Origin of the sequence: Pseudomonas syringae group sp. J309-1 (assembly GCF_032582135.1) — a bacterium.
Lineage (GTDB): Bacteria > Pseudomonadota > Gammaproteobacteria > Pseudomonadales > Pseudomonadaceae > Aquipseudomonas > Aquipseudomonas quasicaspiana.
Genome location: NZ_JAWHNU010000001.1, coordinates 168,252 through 188,521 on the forward strand (window position 1 = coordinate 168,252; position 20,270 = coordinate 188,521).

The 20,270-nt window shown below is 56.7% G+C and carries 18 protein-coding genes; 10 read left to right on the forward strand and 8 right to left on the reverse strand.

Features of this window, described 5'->3' with window-relative positions:
• Window positions 1-138: 138 nt before the first annotated feature.
• Both RX972_RS00825 and RX972_RS00830 read right to left on the reverse strand, forming a co-directional pair.
• The gene (locus tag RX972_RS00825) at window positions 139-519 is read right to left on the reverse strand and encodes a RidA family protein (protein ID WP_087274197.1); all 381 of its coding nucleotides are present in this window, start codon (window positions 517-519) and stop codon (window positions 139-141) included.
• Window positions 520-834: 315 nt separating this feature from the next.
• The gene (locus RX972_RS00830; RefSeq protein WP_316872176.1) at window positions 835-1,761 is read right to left on the reverse strand and encodes a LysR family transcriptional regulator; all 927 of its coding nucleotides are present in this window, start codon (window positions 1,759-1,761) and stop codon (window positions 835-837) included.
• Between the two features lie 430 nt (window positions 1,762-2,191).
• Between RX972_RS00830 and RX972_RS00835 the strand changes: the two genes are divergently transcribed.
• A complete protein-coding gene (locus RX972_RS00835; protein WP_316872177.1) occupies window positions 2,192-3,319 on the forward strand; it encodes an alkene reductase in 1,128 nt (375 codons plus the stop codon).
• A gap of 230 nt (window positions 3,320-3,549) precedes the next feature.
• On the opposite strand, the gene RX972_RS00840 is transcribed toward RX972_RS00835, so the two are convergent.
• Window positions 3,550-3,963, reverse strand: coding sequence for a helix-turn-helix domain-containing protein (locus RX972_RS00840; protein WP_316872178.1), 414 nt, complete (start codon window positions 3,961-3,963; stop codon window positions 3,550-3,552).
• A gap of 98 nt (window positions 3,964-4,061) precedes the next feature.
• Between RX972_RS00840 and RX972_RS00845 the strand changes: the two genes are divergently transcribed.
• Complete coding sequence (locus RX972_RS00845; RefSeq protein ID WP_316872179.1) at window positions 4,062-5,018, forward strand: aromatic alcohol reductase; 957 nt, start codon at window positions 4,062-4,064, stop codon at window positions 5,016-5,018.
• On the opposite strand, the gene RX972_RS00850 is transcribed toward RX972_RS00845, so the two are convergent.
• Window positions 4,989-5,918, reverse strand: coding sequence for a DMT family transporter (locus RX972_RS00850; protein WP_231675284.1), 930 nt, complete (start codon window positions 5,916-5,918; stop codon window positions 4,989-4,991). The genes RX972_RS00845 and RX972_RS00850 overlap by 30 nt on opposite strands.
• 207 nt (window positions 5,919-6,125) lie before the next feature.
• A complete protein-coding gene (locus RX972_RS00855; RefSeq protein ID WP_316872180.1) occupies window positions 6,126-6,593 on the reverse strand; it encodes a DUF1203 domain-containing protein in 468 nt (155 codons plus the stop codon).
• Window positions 6,594-6,771: 178 nt separating this feature from the next.
• Here RX972_RS00855 and RX972_RS00860 point away from each other — a divergent pair, with 178 nt between their 5' ends.
• The 3 genes from RX972_RS00860 (at window position 6,772) to RX972_RS00870 (ending at window position 9,727) form a co-directional block, all read left to right on the forward strand.
• Window positions 6,772-8,493 (forward strand): PAS domain-containing hybrid sensor histidine kinase/response regulator, encoded by a 1,722-nt coding sequence (locus RX972_RS00860; protein WP_316872181.1) that lies wholly within the window; start codon window positions 6,772-6,774, stop codon window positions 8,491-8,493.
• A gap of 113 nt (window positions 8,494-8,606) precedes the next feature.
• The gene (locus tag RX972_RS00865; RefSeq protein ID WP_231670424.1) at window positions 8,607-8,957 is read left to right on the forward strand and encodes a hypothetical protein; all 351 of its coding nucleotides are present in this window, start codon (window positions 8,607-8,609) and stop codon (window positions 8,955-8,957) included.
• Between the two features lie 239 nt (window positions 8,958-9,196).
• On the forward strand, window positions 9,197-9,727 hold the full coding sequence (locus RX972_RS00870) for a glyoxalase superfamily protein (protein WP_316872182.1): 531 nt from the start codon (window positions 9,197-9,199) through the stop codon (window positions 9,725-9,727).
• Window positions 9,728-10,170: 443 nt separating this feature from the next.
• Here the strand turns inward: RX972_RS00870 and RX972_RS29350 are convergent, their stop codons facing one another.
• Complete coding sequence (locus RX972_RS29350) at window positions 10,171-10,425, reverse strand: hypothetical protein (RefSeq protein ID WP_410478183.1); 255 nt, start codon at window positions 10,423-10,425, stop codon at window positions 10,171-10,173.
• Between RX972_RS29350 and RX972_RS00875 the strand changes: the two genes are divergently transcribed.
• On the forward strand, window positions 10,327-11,481 hold the full coding sequence (locus RX972_RS00875) for an iron-containing redox enzyme family protein (RefSeq protein WP_410478181.1): 1,155 nt from the start codon (window positions 10,327-10,329) through the stop codon (window positions 11,479-11,481). The genes RX972_RS29350 and RX972_RS00875 overlap by 99 nt on opposite strands.
• Entirely contained in the window at window positions 11,481-12,467 is a 987-nt protein-coding gene (locus RX972_RS00880; protein WP_316872184.1) for a class I SAM-dependent methyltransferase, read from the forward strand. Before RX972_RS00875 ends, RX972_RS00880 begins: the two co-directional genes overlap by 1 nt.
• Window positions 12,468-12,770: 303 nt before the next feature.
• On the opposite strand, the gene RX972_RS00885 is transcribed toward RX972_RS00880, so the two are convergent.
• Window positions 12,771-13,640, reverse strand: coding sequence for an NmrA/HSCARG family protein (locus RX972_RS00885; RefSeq protein WP_316872185.1), 870 nt, complete (start codon window positions 13,638-13,640; stop codon window positions 12,771-12,773).
• A 134-nt stretch (window positions 13,641-13,774) separates the two neighbouring features.
• Here RX972_RS00885 and RX972_RS00890 point away from each other — a divergent pair, with 134 nt between their 5' ends.
• Entirely contained in the window at window positions 13,775-14,650 is an 876-nt protein-coding gene (locus RX972_RS00890) for a LysR family transcriptional regulator (RefSeq protein WP_316872186.1), read from the forward strand.
• A gap of 348 nt (window positions 14,651-14,998) precedes the next feature.
• Here RX972_RS00890 and RX972_RS00895 read toward each other — a convergent pair whose 3' ends face one another.
• Window positions 14,999-16,066: a LacI family DNA-binding transcriptional regulator gene (locus RX972_RS00895; RefSeq protein WP_316872187.1), complete on the reverse strand. Its 1,068-nt coding sequence runs from the start codon at window positions 16,064-16,066 to the stop codon at window positions 14,999-15,001.
• Window positions 16,067-16,276: 210 nt separating this feature from the next.
• On the opposite strand from RX972_RS00895, the gene RX972_RS00900 reads away from it, so the two are divergent.
• Window positions 16,277-17,608, forward strand: coding sequence for an MFS transporter (locus RX972_RS00900; protein ID WP_122708454.1), 1,332 nt, complete (start codon window positions 16,277-16,279; stop codon window positions 17,606-17,608).
• Entirely contained in the window at window positions 17,605-19,989 is a 2,385-nt protein-coding gene (locus RX972_RS00905; RefSeq protein WP_316872188.1) for a glycoside hydrolase family 31 protein, read from the forward strand. Before RX972_RS00900 ends, RX972_RS00905 begins: the two co-directional genes overlap by 4 nt.
• The last annotated feature ends 281 nt before the right edge of the window (window positions 19,990-20,270 follow it).

Sequence of the window (20,270 nt, forward strand, 5' to 3'; positions counted from 1 at the left end):
CATCGAATGTACCGGCCTCTTCGCGAATGAATTCGCTCCCACGGGTTTGCGCACGGTCTCGGGTTCACGATGAGCCTGCAGGGCCGAATTCATTCAGGACGGAGGTAGTTCAGGCGACTCGAATCGCTGCGCCTTACTTCACCCTTTAGCCGCCATTGCCGTCACTTCCACACGCATGCCTTCAACTGCCAACGCAGCCACGCCAACGGCGGCGCGCACGGGCCAGGGCTTGGCAAAAAAGCGTTTGTACACTTCGTTGAATGCGGCGCGGTCGGCCATGTCGGTGAGGTAAATGGTCAGGTGCAATACCCGATCCATGGAGCTGCCAGCCTTTTCCAGCGCTACTTTCAGCGCTTGCAAGGTGCATTCGCTTTGCAGCGTGATATCGCCCAGTTCCAGGCTACCGTCGGCATGGGTCGGAATCTGCGTGGATACCAATAAGCCACCAAAACCGGCAACGTCGGAAGAGATGGAGTCCGAATCAGGGTCCGGGACGAAAGTGATGTCTTGGTTTGCCATGAAGGTCTCGTGTCTGGAAAGTAAAAAGGTCACTTACTCAATTGCGTGAACAGTTTACAGCCCAACAGGCATAAAACGCAGGCATGAAAAAACCCGCCGAAGCGGGTTACTTTTCATCAATACCATTCCAACATCCTGTCAGTAGCCATCCGGGCCATGGTGGTCATCCTTTACCTCCGAAGCGCTTCCTGCGTTTCGGTTGATGGGTTTAGATTGCGCTTATAAGACACAGGGGTAAATGGACGATCAGCAGCACGCGATGTAAGCCTTTCGCCATTAGTGGCGCTGTTTTCTCCTACATGATGGCACCACCGGTTACTCCACTCGGTCCCAATAAGGTGGTGTACCGATCGCATTCAAAAAATAATCCCATACAACCCGCACTTTCTGCGAGCGAAGGCGATTCTCAGGCGACAGCAGATGGATCTGGCTCGACGAAGGCTCGACAGCCCCCTCCCACTCGGGCAATAGCTGGATCAGCTCCTTGCTTCGCAAGTGCGCCTGATTGAACAGCCATGAAGGAAACAACACGATCCCCCTGCCCGCCAGCGCAGCCTCCATCAACACTTGGCCGTTATTGCTTCGTAACGGCCCGTCGACGTCAATGACCTCTTCGGCATCATGCCCGGGGTGGCGAAAATGCCAGCGCTGTATGCCGCTCACGCCTTTGTAAACCAGACAGGCATGATTACGCAGATCCTGTGGAGAAGTCGGTTGCCCGTGCTTTTCCAGATATTCGCTGCTCGCACACAACAAATAGCGCTGATCGCAAATTTTGCGGCCTATCAAGCCAGAGTCAGGCAGTTGCCCGACCCGGAAGATGATGTCGGTGCCCTCCAGAACGGGATCAATGAACGCATCGGTGACGTTCAACTCGACAGTCAGCTCGGGGTACCTATCATAAAGGCCATTCAATAACTTCACGATGTGCAAATGACCAAAGGCGACCGGAGCATTGATCCTCACCAGGCCGCGAATATCGCCGACCTTGCCGTTGACCTCCTCGTCCGCCGCGTCCAGCAACTCCAGAACTTCACGGATCTGCACGTAGTAACGTTCGCCTGCGTCGGTGAGTTTCACTGCGCGGGTATTGCGATAGAGCAGTTGCTGCCCCACGTCCCGCTCCAATGCTGCAATGAAGCGGGATACCGAAGAAGCAGGCACCTGAAAGTGCCGCGCCGTCGCGGAAAAACTACCGGTGACGGCGACCATGGCGAAGAATCTGTGGGCTTTTAGGTGCATGGGGAAAACTCAGGCGGTACTTATAAAAAAACTACAACTATCTGATTTTGAATACTTTTCTTCGGGAATGACTGGGGTGGCGATCCATATTGCCCGGGATTCGGTTTCTCAGCCGATAAATATATCGACTGCGCTGATGCTATCGCGGGCAAGCGCGCTCCTACAGGTCCCGTGTTTGCCTCGCGACAGAGTGGTTTAAGGGACACCGAGGCAGCTCCTACAGACCAATGCGAGTCCAGCAAATCGTTTCGCGGCACATCCATCCAGTAAAACCACCAATTGCTAATACAGCAATAGTCTTTTGCTTTTCCGCTCAATTGTGGCTGCTTTAGCAACAACCTACCATGGGGGTCACTTTCATCTGCCGAGAATGCCCTGTAACCGCGGGCTTCTCGCTGGAACCAGATTCTGTCCATGGAGACTTCGATTAATGACTGACCTTTTTGCCTCCTATGACCTCAACGGCCTGACGCTGAATAACCGTTTCGTCATGGCGCCGATGACTCGCTCCCGTGCGCCTGAAGACATCGCTACCGAACAGATTGCGCTGCATTACACCCAACGCGGCACCGCGGGCCTTATTGTTTCAGAAGGCACGCCGATTTCTCGTGAAGGTCAGGGTTATCTGTTCAACCCCGGCATCTTCAGCGATGCGCAAATCAAGGGTTGGAAACTGGTGACGGACTCCGTCCACAGCGTTGGCGGCAAGATGTTCGCCCAGCTCTGGCATGTCGGCCGGGTTTCTCACACCTCTATTCAGGTCGATGGCAAAGCCCCGGTCAGTTCCACGACCAAGCCAGCCCAAGGTGGCAAGGCATTCGGTTACACCGAGGACGGCGAGCCGGGCTTCGTTGACACGTCCATCCCGCGAGCGCTGACCACTGAAGAAGTTGGCCGAGTCGTTGGAGACTTCGCTCAAGCGGCTGCAAACGCTATCGATGCAGGTTTTGACGGCGTGGAAATTCACGGCGCGAATGGCTATCTGCTTGAGCAGTTCCTGAACCCGCTGGTCAACGATCGCACTGATCGCTATGGCGCAAAAAACCTCGATGATCGTTTGCGTTTCGTGTTCGAAGTGGTTGATGCCGTCAGCGCCAGAATCGGTAAAGACAAAGTTGGCATTCGTATCTCGCCGTACGGCCAGTTGTTCGATATGCCGATCTATCCTGAAATCGATGAAACCTACGCGGCGCTCTGCGCAGGCATGAATGAGCGCGGCATTGCCTACGTCCACGTCATGGACCAGACCCACTTCTTCATGGCCGGTGAAAGCTCCGCTGCACAGGAAGAAGCGCTGCGCGAATTGCTCAAGGAATGCAAAGCCAAACTGGGCAACACCGCACTGATTCTCGCGGGCGACATGACGCTGGAGCGCGCGCAGGATCTGGTGGATGCCGGCTTGATTGACCTTGCCGCCTTCGGCCAACCCTTCATCGCCAACCCGGACCTCGTCGCCCGCCTGAAAAACGGCTGGCCACTGACCACCCCGGATCGCGACACCTACTACGGTGGCGATGCCAAAGGCTATGTGGATTACTCTCCGTACGAACCGGCCTGACGTAGCAAACGAAGGACCTCTGAGGAGCCAACTTGTTGGCTCCTACAGGTTCACCGCGAAGCCAGTACACACCGCTCCCCCTGTAGGAGCTGCCGAAGGCTGCGAAAGCGCTAAGCCTGACACACCGCAATCGCAGCCTTCGGCAGCTCCTACAGATCTCCCGCTTACGGCACGACAGCGTCCTGGTCGAACCAGATGGCGCATTTGTTCCACTTTCGGAATCTGTACACTCACTCCACCTTCACCAGACCCACCGCATCGTACCGCTCACGAGCCTCGCGAAAACCCTCTGCATTGCCCGCCACCCACATCCAGAGCGGAATCATCTGCACCAGCAATCCGCGACCAAGCTCCGACAGTTCGTAGTCGACGCGTGGCGGAACCTCGTTGTAATCCCGACGTAAAACCAGACCATCCCTTTCAAGCTGACGCAGGCTGCGGGTCAACATCCTCTGTGTCACGCCAGTCATGCGCCTGGCGATTTCTGCATGCCTCAGCCGCCCTTCCACACCCAGCGTGTGAACGATGCCCAGTGACCAGCGATTACCCGCATGGGTCAGCACTTCTCGCTTCAAACCATCGTCTTGCGCACTCAGCGCTTCGCAGGCCGCTTGCGATTGCCTGATGATTTCTTCGTTGTCCATTCGCCCCCCAGGATCACTCGTGTGCCTACTTATGGCCGCGTCTCAATGGTGACAGGATAACAACCGCTCGCCATTGAGCGGCTATCCGGAGGACATTCATGCAACTGACCAAGCCTGTGAAAACCGACAACATTCTCGTACTGGGGGCCGGAGAGCTGGGCACTCAAGTCCTGCGCGAGCTGGCTGCAATGACTGCTGACAGCGCAAAAGCGCGCATCACCGTGCTGCTGCGACCCTCCGCTGTCGCCACTCAAAACAGTTCGAAAAAACGTGCACTTGAAGAACTCCGAACGCTGGGCATCCATATTTTGCAGGCCGACGTGATCAACGATTCCATCAAGGCACTCGCCGAACATTTTCGGCATTTTGATACGGTCACCAGCTGTGTTGGCTTTGTTGCTGGCGCGGGCACCCAACTCAAGCTCACTCAGGCGGCACTCAAGGCAGGCGTGAAGCGCTATGTGCCGTGGCAGTTCGGCGTGGACTATGACGTGATCGGTAAAGGCAGCCCGCAGGACCTGTTTGATGAGCAGCTCGAAGTCCGCGAGCTTTTACGGGCGCAGCGCACAACCGAATGGTTGATCATTTCCACCGGGATGTTTACCAGCTTCCTGTTCGAGCCCGCGTTTGGGGTGGTCGAGCTGGCTAAAAATACGGTTCACGCCTTGGGCACTTGGGACACGCAGGTCACCGTCACCACGCCAGAGGACATCGGCAAGCTGACGGCGCAGATCATCTTTGCCGAACCCCGCCTGATCAACCAGGTGGTGTTCGTCGCAGGGGATACGCTGAGCTATCGACAACTGGCGGACATCCTCGACGAAAAGCTTGATCGCACGCTGTCTCGCGTGGAATGGACAGTCACGCAGTTGAACGCCGCTCTTGCCGCAGCGCCGGAGGATTCACTTTGCAAATACCGGGCGGTGTTTGCCCTGGGCAAAGGCGTCGCCTGGGATAAAACCCGCACGTTCAACGCCACCCACGGTATTGAAATGACCACAGCCGCTGACTGGATCGAGCAGAACCTACTGCCTGCCAAGGGCGCGCTTGTGTAACACCTGCCTTAACAGATCGTGCCCGCTCACCAGCAGAATGCCGGCGAGCACCAGTGCCGAGCCGATCACAAAGGAGGATTCCAGCGTCTCATCCAGCAGCCACACACCAAACACCACGCCGAACAAGGGCGTCATGAACGACAGCACACCCAGGCGCGAACCGAGATAGCGGCCCAGCAGCCAGAACCAGACGAGGAAACTCAGGAACGAGACGCCGATGGTCTGGTAAGCCAGGCTGCTGACCGCAACGGTGGTCAGGTTGATGCCCGTTTGACCGGTGGCCAGAGCCATCAACGCAAGGATCACAAAGGCCCCGGCCAACTGATAGAACAGTGTCAGCGGTGCGGGCGCGTCGGACAGTCTGGAGCCGCGAATGGTGAGGGTCGTACCGGCCCACAGAATAGCCGCCAGCAAACCCAACCCGTCACCAATCCGCTGATGCAGCACTGATACGCCGGGGGCTGCGGGGGCATAGAACGCCAGCACGACACCTGAGAAAGCGATGAGGATCCCGATCCATTGCAGCAACGTCAGCCGTTCACTGCGGAACCGAAAATGCAGACCGATGGCGACAAATATCGGTGCAGTGTAAAGGAAGATCACCATGTGCGCGGCCGAGGTATAGCGCAGCCCTTCGCCCACCGCGAGGTACTCCAGCGCAAACAGCACACCGACCATGATCCCGGCTTGCCAGGTGCCGCTGCGTTTCATTTGGTGCCAGCGCAGCATCAGCAACACGCCGACCATCAATGCCGCAAAGCCTGAGCGCAGGGCGATCTGGAAAATCGGCGCAATGTCCGGTGCAGCGGCCTTGATCGCGACTTGCTGCAGACCCCATACGGTACACAGCACGGTCATCATGACCGCAGCCTGACCGTCGATGGGTTTACGAATATTCACAGAGCTCAATCCCAGACGTTATCAACCGCGGCATTATGGCGTTTGGCCGAAACAAAATGTTGAACATCTGAGACTGTGTGCCGGGATGTTGTTGGAGCGAGGCTTGCCCGCGAAGCAGTCATTAAGATGGATCAGATACACCGAGCCATCCTTGTTCGCGGGCAAGCCTCGCTCCAACAGATATTGCGTAACCCGTCGTAGCCGCGCCTATCCCCGATCAACCCGCCCCGCATAACACCCTCTGCGCGCGTTATGAACATGGATGTAACTGACCTCTGGATTGGCAAATATCTGCTCGATCACCGGCTCTATCGCCACGCCCTCCACGACGTGAGCTTCGATCATCATCCCTTCCGCGTCATAGCCCCTCAGCGACAGCAGGCGGATGCGCATTGACTCAGGAACCTGATCGATAGCGTCGTAAGTCTGGCTAGCCCCTTCGCGGATGAAAATCGCATGAGTCGCGCGATAAGGGGTCATGGCCGGCTGGCAGACGTGATTCAGTAAAAGCACCGTCTCGCCAATTTCCGCGTCCAGCAATTCGATGCGGTCAGGGAAGCCTGGTTTTTTATCGACGTGGTAACGCTTTACGCCGAGCGCTTTCAAGGCGTCGTCGGATAAACCAAAAAGCGTCTGGAAAGGTTCCGAGGAGAGGCCTGTGATCCGAAAAGTCATGCTGGGCTCCTGCTGGATTGGAGCTTGTATCAAACCCGCTATCCAACCGGATAACACCCTGCTTCTTGCTGTCCAACCCGAACTGCAATCAAAGTGACATCTCACCATTCACGGCTTTTTGCCTCGCTTGTGTGATAATCGCCGATTCGCTCACTTTCCTCCGTACAGAGAACTGCGCATGTCCTACCGGGCACCTCAGGACTTGGCCCTCGACCTTGCACTCTCCGCACTGCTTGAAGCACAGGTGCGCGACGGGCATTACGCAAGTGTCGAAGACGCGCGCCAGGCGACTCTGCGGCTCATGCAAGTTCCCGAGGCCGGAGCGCGAGATGTGACGGCCGAGGAGACCGGCGAGACGGCGCTGTATGACTCCATGGATTTCGCCCGTCTTGCCCTTTCGGCGGTCAGCGGGGTTGGAGTCTGGACCTATGAAGTGTCCAGCGACTGTTTCTACTGCGACGCTGGTATCAGCGAGTTGTATGGCATTGACCCGGTGCAGGCCGCCAGTGGCATCAAGCGCAAGGATTTTCTCGCCAACGTTCACCCCGATGACCTGGCCGCGCTGCGCAAGACCATGGCAGGCGGGTTGGTCAACAGCGGCGACCTCGAACTCGAATACCGCATCGTTCATCCCGACGGGTCAGTCCGCTGGGTGCTTTCTCGCGGCCACACGTATTTCAGTAATACCGGCGAGCCAGTGAGGCGTACAGGCGTCGGCATCGAGATGACGGCTCAGCGTCTGCTCGAACAGCAACTGCGGCAGAGTCAGAAAATGGAAGCCGTCGGCCAACTGACGGGCGGTCTGGCTCATGATTTCAACAACCTGCTGACCGGAATCACCGGCAGCCTGGAGATGATCAAGCGGCGGATCGCGCAGAATCGCGTCGGTGAAATAGACCGCTACCTCGACGCGGCACAAGGCGCCTCGCGTCGGGCAGCGGCACTGACCCATCGATTACTCGCTTTCTCGCGCCGCCAAACCCTGGAACCGATCGCAACCGACGTCAATCGCTTGGTCGCGAGCATGCTTGAGCTGATTCGCAGCACGACCGGCCCCGCCGTGAATGTGCAAGTCAAGAACGACGCCAATCTGTGGCTGACGCAGGTCGATCCAAATCAACTGGAAAACGCCCTGCTCAACCTGTGCATCAATGCCCGCGACGCCATGCCCGAGGGCGGCACCCTGACCATCCGCACCGGCAATTGCACCCTGCAGGCCAGGGCCGCCGCCGAACGGGATTTGCCTGTAGGCGAGTACCTGACCCTGAGTGTCTGCGACACCGGCAGCGGCATGAGCAGCGACGTGATTGCCCACGCGTTTGACCCGTTCTTCACCACCAAACCCATGGGCGAAGGCACCGGCCTGGGACTGTCGATGATCTACGGCTTCGTGCGTCAGTCGGGCGGTAGCGTGCACATCCATTCGATCATGAATGTGGGCACCAACATGACTTTGTACCTGCCACGGTCACGGAGCGAGACTGCGCCTTCCGAAACGCCATTGGCCCTGACGCCACCGCCGCTGGCCGAACGTGGCGAAACGGTATTGGTGATTGATGACGAACACACCGTGCGCATGCTGATCCGCGAGGTGCTGGAAGATCTGGGCTATACCGCCATCGAAGCAGAGGACGGCGCCAGCGGGCTGCAAGTACTCCAGTCCAGTCGGCACATCGACCTTCTGGTCACTGACGTCGGTCTGCCCGGTGGTATCAATGGCCGCCAGGTAGCAGACGCCGGACGCAGTCTGCGCCCTGACCTGAAAATACTGTTCATCACCGGCTATGCCCATAACGCGCTGGGCTGGGAAGAACAGCTGGAGCCCGGCATGCATTTGCTGACCAAGCCGTTCTCCATGGATGAGCTGACCAGTCGCATCAAAAGCGTCATTACCGACTGACGTTCTTTGCGGGCGCTTTACCAAACCTTTACCGAATCCAGACCTCCGCTTACATGAAACGGGTGTTTCATACGTCCATGGCGAACCCACTTACTTTCGCCAAAGGAGACACCATGTTTTCGAAGATGACCCAAGTCCTGATTCTGTCCGGTAGCCTGCTCGTCGCCGGGGCCGCTACCGCCAATGAACGCGACGTGATCGTCCCCGTTATCGCCGGTGCAGCCGTGGGTGCGGTATTGGCTACTGTGATCAGCCACTCGAGCAGGGACAATGACCGCCCGCGCTATCAGGAATACCGGCCACAACCGCGTTATCAGCCGCGTTATCAACCCCAGTATCAAGCGGTGCGTTACGTCCCGGTGCGTGCGGTCGAATACCGCCGCTACGACCCGCCCCGTGGCGGCTATTACGACCACAGGCCCCGCCGGGATTACGATCATGGCCGAGGCCGTGATCGCTGGTAATAGATCTTCTAGACCAAGGCTTGATCTGCAAGCGCCGCTGTCATCTGGCAGCGGCTTTTTTCATTCCCTGCATTCCGTCCCCGGTGTCGCCTGTGTATGATCGCAGCGGGCCAATGCTGCCTGCCGCTCGCTCCCGATGGGAAAGGTGAAAGCATGGTTTCTTCCGAATCCTGTCGCATCTCTTGATAGTCCAGGTTTGGCAATGCGAGCACCAGAAAGCCTCGACTCCAGGAGCTCTCATGCTATCCATCGAACACGCCAAGCAAATGGCCAAGCGGCTGCGCGCCGACCTCGCAAAGTCCCATCAGGACATTTCCCACTCCGCCGCCCTTGAACTGGTCGCCCATCAACTGGGCCATAAAGACTGGAACACTGCGTCAGCGCTGCTCACCCACGAAGTTGCCCCGGCGGGCATCACCTTCGACAAATCGATTCCTATTCTGCGATCGTTCGACGAAACCAAGGCACGCGAGTTTTACCTCGATTTCCTCGGCTTCAGCGTTGAATTCGAGCACCGGTTCGAAGCGGATCTGCCGCTGTATCTGGGGATAACCCGCAACGGCCTGCAACTGCACCTCTCCGAACACCACGGCGATGCCAGCCCCGGCTCGACGGTATTCATCCCGATGCAAAATATCGAACTGCTTCGCGATGAACTACAGGCCAAGCGCTACGGCTACGGCCGACCGGACATCGTCGAGCAAGGCTGGGGCAAAGTGCTGGAGGTTTACGACCCGTTTGGCAATCGGTTGAGGTTTTGTGAGGGGTGAGCCAACAGTGCCTGCCAACGCGCATAACCCATTGACCTGAAATACCTTATGGCGTTACCTAAAGACTTGGGCTGTTAATGTGGGAGCCGAGCTTGCTCGCGATAAGGCTGGACGCGGTTCACTTTAGATCGCGCCCAGCCTTATCGCGAGCAAGCTCGGCTCCTACATAAGGCAGCAGTCAACAAGAGACAGTGCCTAAGCAGAAATCTATATATGGGGTTTACAGTAAGGCGGCGTGTCAGTCTGGGGTGAATCCGGATTTTCAAGTCGATCGACAGCTTTTCCCCCTCAACTCAAAAAAACGCACCACCCGTCCAGCCCTTTACACATTCTTGGAATTTATCCGGAAGCCCCCGCCTCAGACCTACATACCAAGAACATTTGTAGGCTGCCTTATGAACTCTCTGCGCAATTTTGATGATCGCCTGAACCCGGCAATGCATTCAGATGCAGATGCCAGAACCCTCTACCACCAGCTGTTGAGCGATCCCCGACAGGTGGATGTCCGTACGCTTCGCCACTTTCTCGAAGTCCATCTTCACGAAGCGCGGCAATGTCCCGTGGATCTTCCTGAAGACCTCAGCGAGATGCCCGCGTGGATGGAGGGAAAGGCAAGTGTTGTCGCCAGTGCGTACAGAGAGTATCTCGAAGTACGGCATGCAGGCGCAGGTAGGCAATTCTTCGGAAGCAAGGCTCATGCCCTTTATTTTCTAAGACAGGTAGCACCGACCAAACTGGTGGATGGGGCCTGGCTGTACGCTGCAGTAAAACACACCGACGACTGGCGCTATCACGGTCTGATCCGTACCTACCTAGAAGAGCTGGGAGACGGCGATCCCGCTCTGAATCATGTGGTGCTGTACCGCAAGCTTCTGGCTGATCACGACTGCGCGCCCACCGAACAACTGGAAGACGTGTTGTACGTCCAGGGCGCCATTCAGCTCGCACTCGCGCAACTGGGTGACGAGTACCTGCCAGAGCTGCTCGGGTACAACCTGGGCTATGAGCAGCTTCCGTTGCACTTGTTGATTACTTCGTTCGAGCTCAACGAACTGAACATCGATCCGTACTATTTCACGCTGCACGTCACCATCGACAATGCCAGTAACGGCCACGCCCACAAAGCAGTGCAAACCGTTCTCGATCTGTTGCCAACAGATGACACCCGGCATGAATTCATTGAGCGGCTGCGCGCTGGCTATGCCCTGAACGAACTGGGCACCGGCACTAAAGAAGTCATCGCCAGCTTTGATCTGGAGAACGAAGTCGTGGCCATGCTGGAGCGCAAGCGTTCCTTTGGTCAGTACATGCATTCGGACTATTGCCGTCTGGACGGGTTGACCATCAACCAGTGGCTGGGCGAGCCCGGACGCAGCCGCGCGTTCCTGACCGCTCTTGAAAACAAAGGCTGGATCAAACGCAATCAGGATCCGACCCAAAGTCGCTTCTGGCAACTGATCGACGGCCCGGGAGCGGTGATGTTTGGTGTATTCAGCGGCTATGAAATGCAGCTACTGCGTGACTGGATCGCAGGGGAATGGGTTGACGAAAGTGCTTCGGCCAACAGCAACCCGTTTCGTGCCCGGTTCCGGCGTCGGGCGACACCCGCCTCTGTATCGCCAAAGCAACCTAAAGCTAACGGCTCGACTGAGCGATTGATCAGTCTGCTGTCCCCTTCCCAACACTCGACGCCTGAGGGCCTGATCGCCACTCGGGCCTATTCCAGCCAACTTGCTCAAGGATCGTTAGCGTGATGGACCACACCACTGCATCGTCATCGTTTACTAATGCACCCAACACTGAAGAACAGACCCATGACCTGGCACTCGTTCAGTTGGGTCGTCGACTACAGGCCGATGAGTACAAGTTCGTCACGGTGACGCCCCTGACCCATCAGCGCAATAACGAGCGCGAGCAAAACTGCAAGGCTCGTAACCTGCGCGATATCTTTGGCTGGAACCGGCCGTTTGAAACAAACCTGCTGCCAGAGGCGGAAATAAACGCCCTGCTGGCCAGCGGAATCATCCGCGCCCATGCCGGGTTGTTACTCAGTGAAGTACGCTGGTCGAGCCTGCAGGACCTGCTTTTCGTGCATTCCGGCTTCCCGACCATTTCAAACGATGCAGTCTTTTTCGGCCCCGACACCTACCGATTCGCCCAGGCCATTGAAGAGCATCTGAGAACCTCAATGCATCCGGTGCGCACTGCGGCTGATATTGGTTGTGGCAGCGGCATGGGAGCCATCCTCATCGCAAAATCCAGACCCAACGCCCAAGTGTTGGCACTGGATATCAATCCGACAGCCCTGAGGTTTACAGCGGTCAACGCTGCACTGGCGGAGATCGAAAACGTGCACGCCTGGCACAGCGATCTGCTGGAAAGTACTTCCGGCGAATTCGACCTCATCGTCGCCAACCCGCCTTATATGCAGGACAGCCAGAAACGCGCCTATCGTCATGGCGGCGGACGCCTGGGTTCAGAGCTTTCCGTACGCATCGTCGAGCAAGCGATGGGTCGCCTGGCAATGGGCGGTAGCCTGTTGCTGTACACCGGCACGCCATGGGTCGACGGAGTGGATCTGTTCCTTGAACACGCCCTGCTGTTGATTGATCGCCCAGGTTTCGCGTGGTCCTATCGCGAGATGGACCCGGATGTATTCGGCGAGGAACTGGAAACCGAAAACTACGCTCAGGCAGAAAGAATCGCTGCGGTGGTGTTAACGGTTACCCGGACGGCGTGAGCGGTTGTCGGCGTTCTTGACGATGCAAATACTTTGGCTGTACCGAACCCTTCGCGAATGAATTCGCTCCTACCGGATTTGCGCAAGCCTGAAGCTCAACGCAAACTGGTAAGACCGAATTTATTCGGGAAGACAGCATTCCCAACGACGCAGATGCTGTGGCTGTACCGGCCCCTTCGCGAATGAATTCGCTCCTACCGGATCTGCGCTAGCCTGAAGCTCAACGCAACCTGGTAGGACCGAATTTATTCGGGAAAACGGTATCCCTGACGACACAGAGGCTGTGGCTGTATCGCGGGTTGCTTAAGCCTCAGCAAGAGCCTCGCGCACGAAGTCTTCATAAGTGCGTAATGGGTGCCCAATGATGGTCTGAAGCTGCTCAATGGTTCCTTCTTTTGCCTGCATGCCAAACTTCTGAATCCCCGCCATCATCAGGCGCATGTCATACGCCAGCCAATTGGGACCGTATGAAGCGAGCTGCCCTTCGAAAGCCGCAACGTCATCACCGCCGTAGGCGATCTCGCGACCCAGCGCGGTACTCCAGACTTTCGCCACAGACGCACCGGTGAGCGGCTGCGGTCCGATCAACTCCAGCGTTACACGATCCAGCGCAGAGGCTGCCTTGTCGCGGCGAAGCAACTCTGCGACGGCGACGTCTGCGATATCGCGCGCATCAATCATGGAAACACCTGCCGAACCGATTGGCATTGGATAAACCGAGTAATCCTGAATGGTCTGTTGGACCATGTGATCGTTTTGCATGAAATAAGCCGGACGCAAAATAGTCACGGGCATGTCGAGGGTCTCGATCATGTGCTCAACCGTATGCTTGCCGTTGAAGTGCGGGACATTGGTGAACTTGTCCGCATGGATCACCGACAGGTAAACAATGCGCTCAATGCCCGCCTCGCGAGCAAGATTCAGCGTAATGAGGGCTTGGGTGACCTCGTCAGGCGTCACCGCATTCAGCAGAAACAGCGTACGCACCGACGACAGTGCCTCGCGCATCGACGCTACATCGGTTAGGTCTGCGACCACTTCAGTGACGCCCGCGGGGAAGGTCCGCTTGCCCGGTTGGCGGACGAGAGCTTTGACGTCAGCGCCCGCGTCAGCAAGGCCTTGGGTGATCAGTGAACCAATAGTGCCGGTGGCACCAGTAACCAGAATGCTCATATTGAAACTCCTGCTGAGGATTTGAAGTTGATCTGCGAGTGAAATCCGCAACGACCTTGACGAGAAAGTAATCCGTTGCACTTATAAAACGAAGACCCCAAAATCCAGACACCTCGTTGCAAATATGGAACACCATGAATCTGAACGCGCTGATCGATTTCATGCTCGTCGCCACCCATTCAGGGCTGGGAAAGGCAAGCCGTGCGAGCGGTGTTTCCAAAGCCACGTTGTCGCGCCGAATCGCCGACCTTGAAGAGCAACTGGGCGTGAGGTTGATTGAGCGCAGCGCCCGCGGCCTGAAACTTACCGAAGCGGGCGAGGCGCTGATGTCTCGAGCTGAAGGCCCGCTGAGTGAGGTGACCGAAGCCATGACGGCAGCCCGCGAAGGCGTTTCAACGCCTCGCGGACGCTTGCGGGTCGCGGCACCGATTTTGTTCTCTCAGCTCGCGATGGGCCGTATCGGCGCCGAGTTCTGTGCGGCCTATCCGGAAGTCTTGATTGAGGTGGTTGCGGAAGATCGCATGGTCGATCTGGTGGAGGAGCAATACGACGTCGCCATCCGGATCAATCCAGGCCCGGACAGCAGCCTGGTCGGCAGGTGCTTCGCCAAAGACCGGCTGATCGTCGTGGCGGCGCCTGAAATACCCAAGCCTATGCCCGGTGCAATCAGGCCCGTTCCGGGCATCGTGACTTCAACGTTCCAGCCCACCCACTGGAGTCTCGATGGCGGGCAGTTGGTCCTGGAGCCGATTCCGAAAATGAGCTTCTCTTCATTGCTGATGGTCCGCGATGCAGCTATCGCCGGGGGCGGTGCGGCCCTCATTCCACAGTCCATTGCCTGGAACCAGCTTGCCCGAGGTGAGTTGGTTCAGTGGGGGACTGTGTCGGGTGTCGAGCCGTCGCTGTGGGTTTTGCATACATCCAGGCGGCTTGCGGCTCCCAAAGTACGGGCATTTGTCGACTTCATGTGTGCCAGGTATCCGGACATGTCCCTGGTGCTTGATGGGTAGAAAATTGCTCACACAGGGAATGCATTTCTGATCGCACAGATGCTGTGATGGTATAGGCCCCTTCGCGAATGAATTCGCTCCTACCGGATTTGTGCAAGGCTGATGCTCAACGCAAACTGGTAGGACCGAATTTATTCGGGAAGACGGTATCCCTGACGACGCAAATGCTGTGGCTGTGCCGGCCCCTTCGCGAATGAATTCGCTCCCACAGGGTCTGCACCTTCCTCACGTTCACCCCGATCCTGTGGGACCGGATTCATCCGGGAAGGCGGCATTCCCGACGATGCAAATGCTCTGGATGTACCGGCCCCTTCGCGAATGAATATGCTCCTACCGGATTTGCGCCGATCAATCATAAATAATCTTCTGATACACCGGGGTCTGCTGCGCGCTGTGTTTGATACGCCGCACCGAGCTGCCGGTGATCAATTGCCCGCCCAGTAGAAGATTGCCGCATGGTGATCGCGGTTCGAAGAGACGTTGCCTTAATACCCTGATCGCCTCCGCCCCCAACTCATCGCGAGGGACGTGAAGCGTGGTGAGCGGTATGTCGTTGATGTCAGCCAGATTGAAGCCATCCATACTCATCACAGAAACGTCCTGAGGCACCCTCAAACCAGCGCTCTGTAGCGCTTTCACGGCACCGGCTGCCATGAAATCGCCCCCGGCAAGAATCGCGGTAGGTCGGTCATCAGGTGCGCAATCTGCGATAAAAGCCGCCACCCGCGCTTCCGCCTCGGCACTGCTGAAGCCTTCGGTAATGATCTGATGGTTCGCGTCGACAAACTCGAGATTCTGCTCCTTCCAGGCGTCGCGAATCCCACGCATGCGCAGATCCATCGTGTAGCGCCTGAGGCACTGCAATGTCAGTACGTTTCGATGACCCATCTGAAACAGGTAATTGATCGCAAAATGACCGATCAAAAAGTGGTCGGGCGATATGGAAGGCAGGCGCATGCTGCGATCAATGCAGTTGATCAGCACAGCAGGCTTGCTGAAATCCGCTGCCAGCTGGTGAATGTGCGGATCATCAATGCCGATCAGAATCGCTGCATCGGTTTCTTTCTGATTCATCTTTTCAAGAAACAACAATGCGTCGCTGTCGACCTCCTCAAGTTCGCAGTAACGAACTCGAACATCATGCTGCGCAACCGCCTGGGTGATGCCCTGAATAACCTTGTAGTAGAAGATATCCGAGCGGACGTTAAAGGCACGCGAGGGTGCAAAGATGGTCAGCCCGTTAAGCAGAAACCGGCCATTGGCGAGGTCTTCCATCACCCCATGCTGGCGCGCCACCGCCAACACTTTCTGCCTCGTTGCCGCGCTAGTATTTGATTTACCGGCAAGCACTCGGGAAACCGTCGCAATCGACAGACCTGTTTGTGCAGCGATCTCAGTAATGCGTAGCTTGCCCACAGCGACTGATCCATTGAGACAATTTATGTAAAAGCTTTCATATCAGAAAAAGACCACAAGGCCTAGCGTGGTCTGGATTCCACCAATCGATTCACTAAGAAAATGTAAATTTATACATCGTTAGTTCTGTACGGGGCATAAGCCGTTGCCCTAGCGTTGAGCCTCAAATAAAAACAAAACGCCGGAAAATCCGGCACAGGCGAAGAATTGATGACTATCGATATCGACCGCAATGCTCGACTTTCGGCCAAGCGAAAATTCATCCCGCACCTGCGCTGGTGGATGCTCTCCCTGTTTCTGCTTGGCGTCACCGTCAACTACATCACCCGAAACTCATTGGGCATATTGGCCCCGGAACTGAAATCCACGTTCAGCATGTCGACTGAACAATACTCGTGGGTAGTCGCCGCTTTTCAACTGGCTTACACCCTCTTCCAGCCCATCTGCGGATGGCTGATCGATGCTGTCGGGTTGAAACTCGGCTTCGTGATATGTGCCGTCATATGGTCGGTGATGTGTCTGCTGCATGCGGGCGCAGCGAGCTGGGTACACCTGGCGATCCTGCGCTTTTTCATGGGTGCTTCGGAGGCTGCCGCCACCCCCGCGAATGCCAAAGCCATCGGCGACTGGTTCCCGAAAAAGGAACGGCCTGTCGCGGCAGGCTGGGCTGGCGTCGGCTTCTCGTTGGGCGCGATGTTAGCGCCGCCCATCATCTATCTGGCTCACGTTTCGCTGGGCTGGCAGGGCGCATTTTTGATTTCCGGTGGCATCGGACTGGTGTGGGCTGGCCTCTGGGCCTGGCTTTACCACGCGCCAGCCATCCACCCTCGCCTCTCTCCCGCTGAGCGGGAACACATCCAACAAGACGGCGAAATAACCGGCCAGCAAATGCCGTTTTTCAAAGCGCTGAAAAAGATCGGTCGGGACAAAAGGTTTTACGGAATCGCCCTTCCCGCCTTCATGGCTGAACCCGCCTGGGCGGTCATGAGTTTCTGGGTGCCTCTGTATCTGGCCAATGAGAGAGGCATGGACCTAAAGCAAATCGTTCTGTTTGCCTGGGTGCCTTTTCTGGCAGCAGACCTGGGCAGTATCGCCAGCGGTTATCTCTCCCGTGCCTACCACCGAATCTTCAAATGCACGCGGGTCAACTCAATCGTTGCGAGTTCGATCACGGGCGCGTTTCTGATGTTTTCGTTAGCCGTCATGACTCAGGTGAAAGATCCCTATGTCGCGATCGCGCTCATTTCAGTCGGCGGTTTTGGCCACCAGATTATCTCCTGCATGTTGAGTGCATTGGTGGTCGAGACCTTTGATCGGGATGAACTGGCGACGGTTAACGGCATGCGTGGTTCCTGCGCCTGGATTGCCAGCTTTATCTTCTCGCTGATCATCGGTGTCAGCGTCGACAAAATAGGCTTTAACCCACTGTTCATCGCCATGGGGCTCTTTGATTTTATAGGGGCAATTTTCATGATCATGTTTATCGCGGACCGTACCCAGTCCAAATCCAGGCCCAAATCTGAAGTGGTGCACCCACAATGAAATCACTCAAAAACTGGAAGTTCCACGCACGAAAAGAAGGCTATATCGAGCTGCTGGTCGAGGACCGGCATGTATTCCGCATCCATATGCTCGAAGATGGTTTGGCTCGTGTCCTGCTGATGCGCGCAGGCACATTGGAACTGGATCGAACCTGGAGCATTGCGCCCAAGGAGGATGTCCCTTGGGAAGGTCGGTCTCGTGAGTCCGTCGCCGGTTTTTCCTTGCCCGCATTTCAGCTCGAAGAGCTCCAGGACCGACTGATACTGACCACCCAAAAACTGCGCGTAACGGTGCATCGGCCACTGTGGTTGCAATGGGAATTCCACGACGGCCTGGCCTGGAAGCCGCTGGTCTCGGATCGTCCCACCGGCGCCTACTCACTCAACGCCCATGGTGATGGCGTCGAGCATTATCAGTTGCGCGCCCCTGAACATCGCTACTACGGCCTTGGGGAAAAAACCGGTGATTTAAACCGCACCGGCAGACGTTTTGAAATGCGTAATCTCGACGCCATGGGCTACAACGCGGCGAGCACTGACCCGCTTTACAAGCACATTCCGTTCGTCATTACCCAGCAGCAAGACGCAAGTTTCGGGATGTTCTACGACAACCTGAACACCAGCGTCTTTGATCTGGGCAACGAGCTGGATAATTACCATCGCCCGTATCGTCGCTACAAAGCGGACGCGGGGGATCTCGACTATTGGGTTATTGCAGGGCCGCGCGTACTCGATGTGACCAAGGCCTTCGTCCGCCTGACCGGACGCACCTTGTTCCTGCCTAAATGGAGCCTGGGCTACAGCGGCTCAACCATGCACTACACCGATGCTGACAATGCGCAGGAACAGTTGCTCGGTTTCCTTGATCTCTGTCGGCAACACGAGATGCCTTGTGACTCGTTTCAGCTGTCATCCGGGTATACGTCGATTGGCGACAAACGCTATGTGTTCAACTGGAATTACGACAAAGTCCCGGATCCAGAGGCGCTGGCGCAAGCGTACCGTGATGCCGGAGTCAGGCTGATTGCCAACATAAAACCGTGCCTGCTGCAGGATCATCCACGCTACCCAGAAGTGGCAGATCAGAAGCTGTTCGTGACCGACTCGGAATACGACCAGCCAGAAAGGTCGGTTTTCTGGGACGACGAGGGCTCGCACCTGGACTTCACCAATCCAGAGAGCATCCGCTGGTGGCAGTCAAACGTCACCTCGCAGCTTCTGGAAATGGGCATTGATTGCACGTGGAACGACAACAACGAATATGAAGTGTGGGACGGCGAGGCACGCTGCCAGGGCTTTGGTCGCGAGATAGCGATCAAACATATCCGGCCCGTCATGGCGCTGTTAATGATGAGAGCTTCGCTGGAGGCGCAGCAGCGATTCGCACCTTCAGAACGCCCTTACCTCATCTCCCGCTCGGGTTGCGCCGGGATGCAGCGCTATGTTCAGACCTGGAGCGGCGATAACCGGACCAACTGGGACACCCTCCGCTACAACACCCGGATGGGCCTGGGCATGAGTCTGTCAGGGTTGTACAACGTGGGGCACGATGTCGGCGGGTTCTCGGGCAACAAGCCGGATCCTGAGCTTTTTTTACGTTGGGTCCAGAACGGTGTGATGCACCCGCGCTTCACTATTCATTCCTGGAACGACGACGGCACCGTAAACGAGCCATGGATGCACCCCTCCGTTACCGACGCGATCCGCGACGCCATCCGCCTCAGATACCGGTTGATGCCTTATTTCTATACCTTGCTGTGGCAAGCAAGTCATGAAGACGAGCCCATTTTGCGGCCGACTTTTCTGGACCACGAGCACGATCCGCAGACCTTCGAAGAGAACGACGAATTCCTGCTGGGCCGGGACATGCTGGTCGCCAGCGTTGTAGAACAAGGCGCACGCGCGCGCGAAGTCTGGCTACCGGTTAACGAGACAGGTTGGTGCGACTGGCATTCTGGTGAATGGTACGAAGGCGGCCAATACGTGTCTCTCGCTGCACCGCTGGAACGCTTGCCATTGCTGGTTCGAGGAGGCGCTGCAATTGCCACCGGTGAATGCCACAAGCTCAATGACTCATCCCTTGATCGTCATCGCGAGCTGGTGATTTTTCCTGCCCCCTCAGGCTCCGCAAACGGGGTGCTGTTCGAAGATGATGGCATCAGCCACGAGTGGAAGAACGGCAGCAGCCTGCTGATTAACTGGACCCTCGAATATGGCCCGGACTTCATTGATTTGAAGATCGTCAAAACAGGAATTTTTCGTCCCGCGTGGGGGCAGCTTGAGGTGTCGCTGAAGGCACAGGATGCGCGACCTTTGAGGATCAATGGCAATAGCCGAACGACTTTAGGGTTGGCCGAGATTCCGGATCACGAACTTGATTGATCAATGACTGATTAGGAATGCTTTTCTGTAGGAGCTCACGAGCACCGCGAGGCAGCGATGGCGGTCTGTCTGATACACCGCGATCGCGGCCTCGCGGTGCTCGTGCGCTCTAATAAAACAACATGCAATTACTGGATTGAAATGCATTTTCTGTAGGAGCTGCCGAAGGCTGCGAAACATTTCTCCTGATACACCTCGATCGCAGCCTCGCGGTGCTCGTGCGCTCTAATAAAACAACATGCAATTACTGGATTGAAATGCATTTTCTGTAGGAGCTGCCG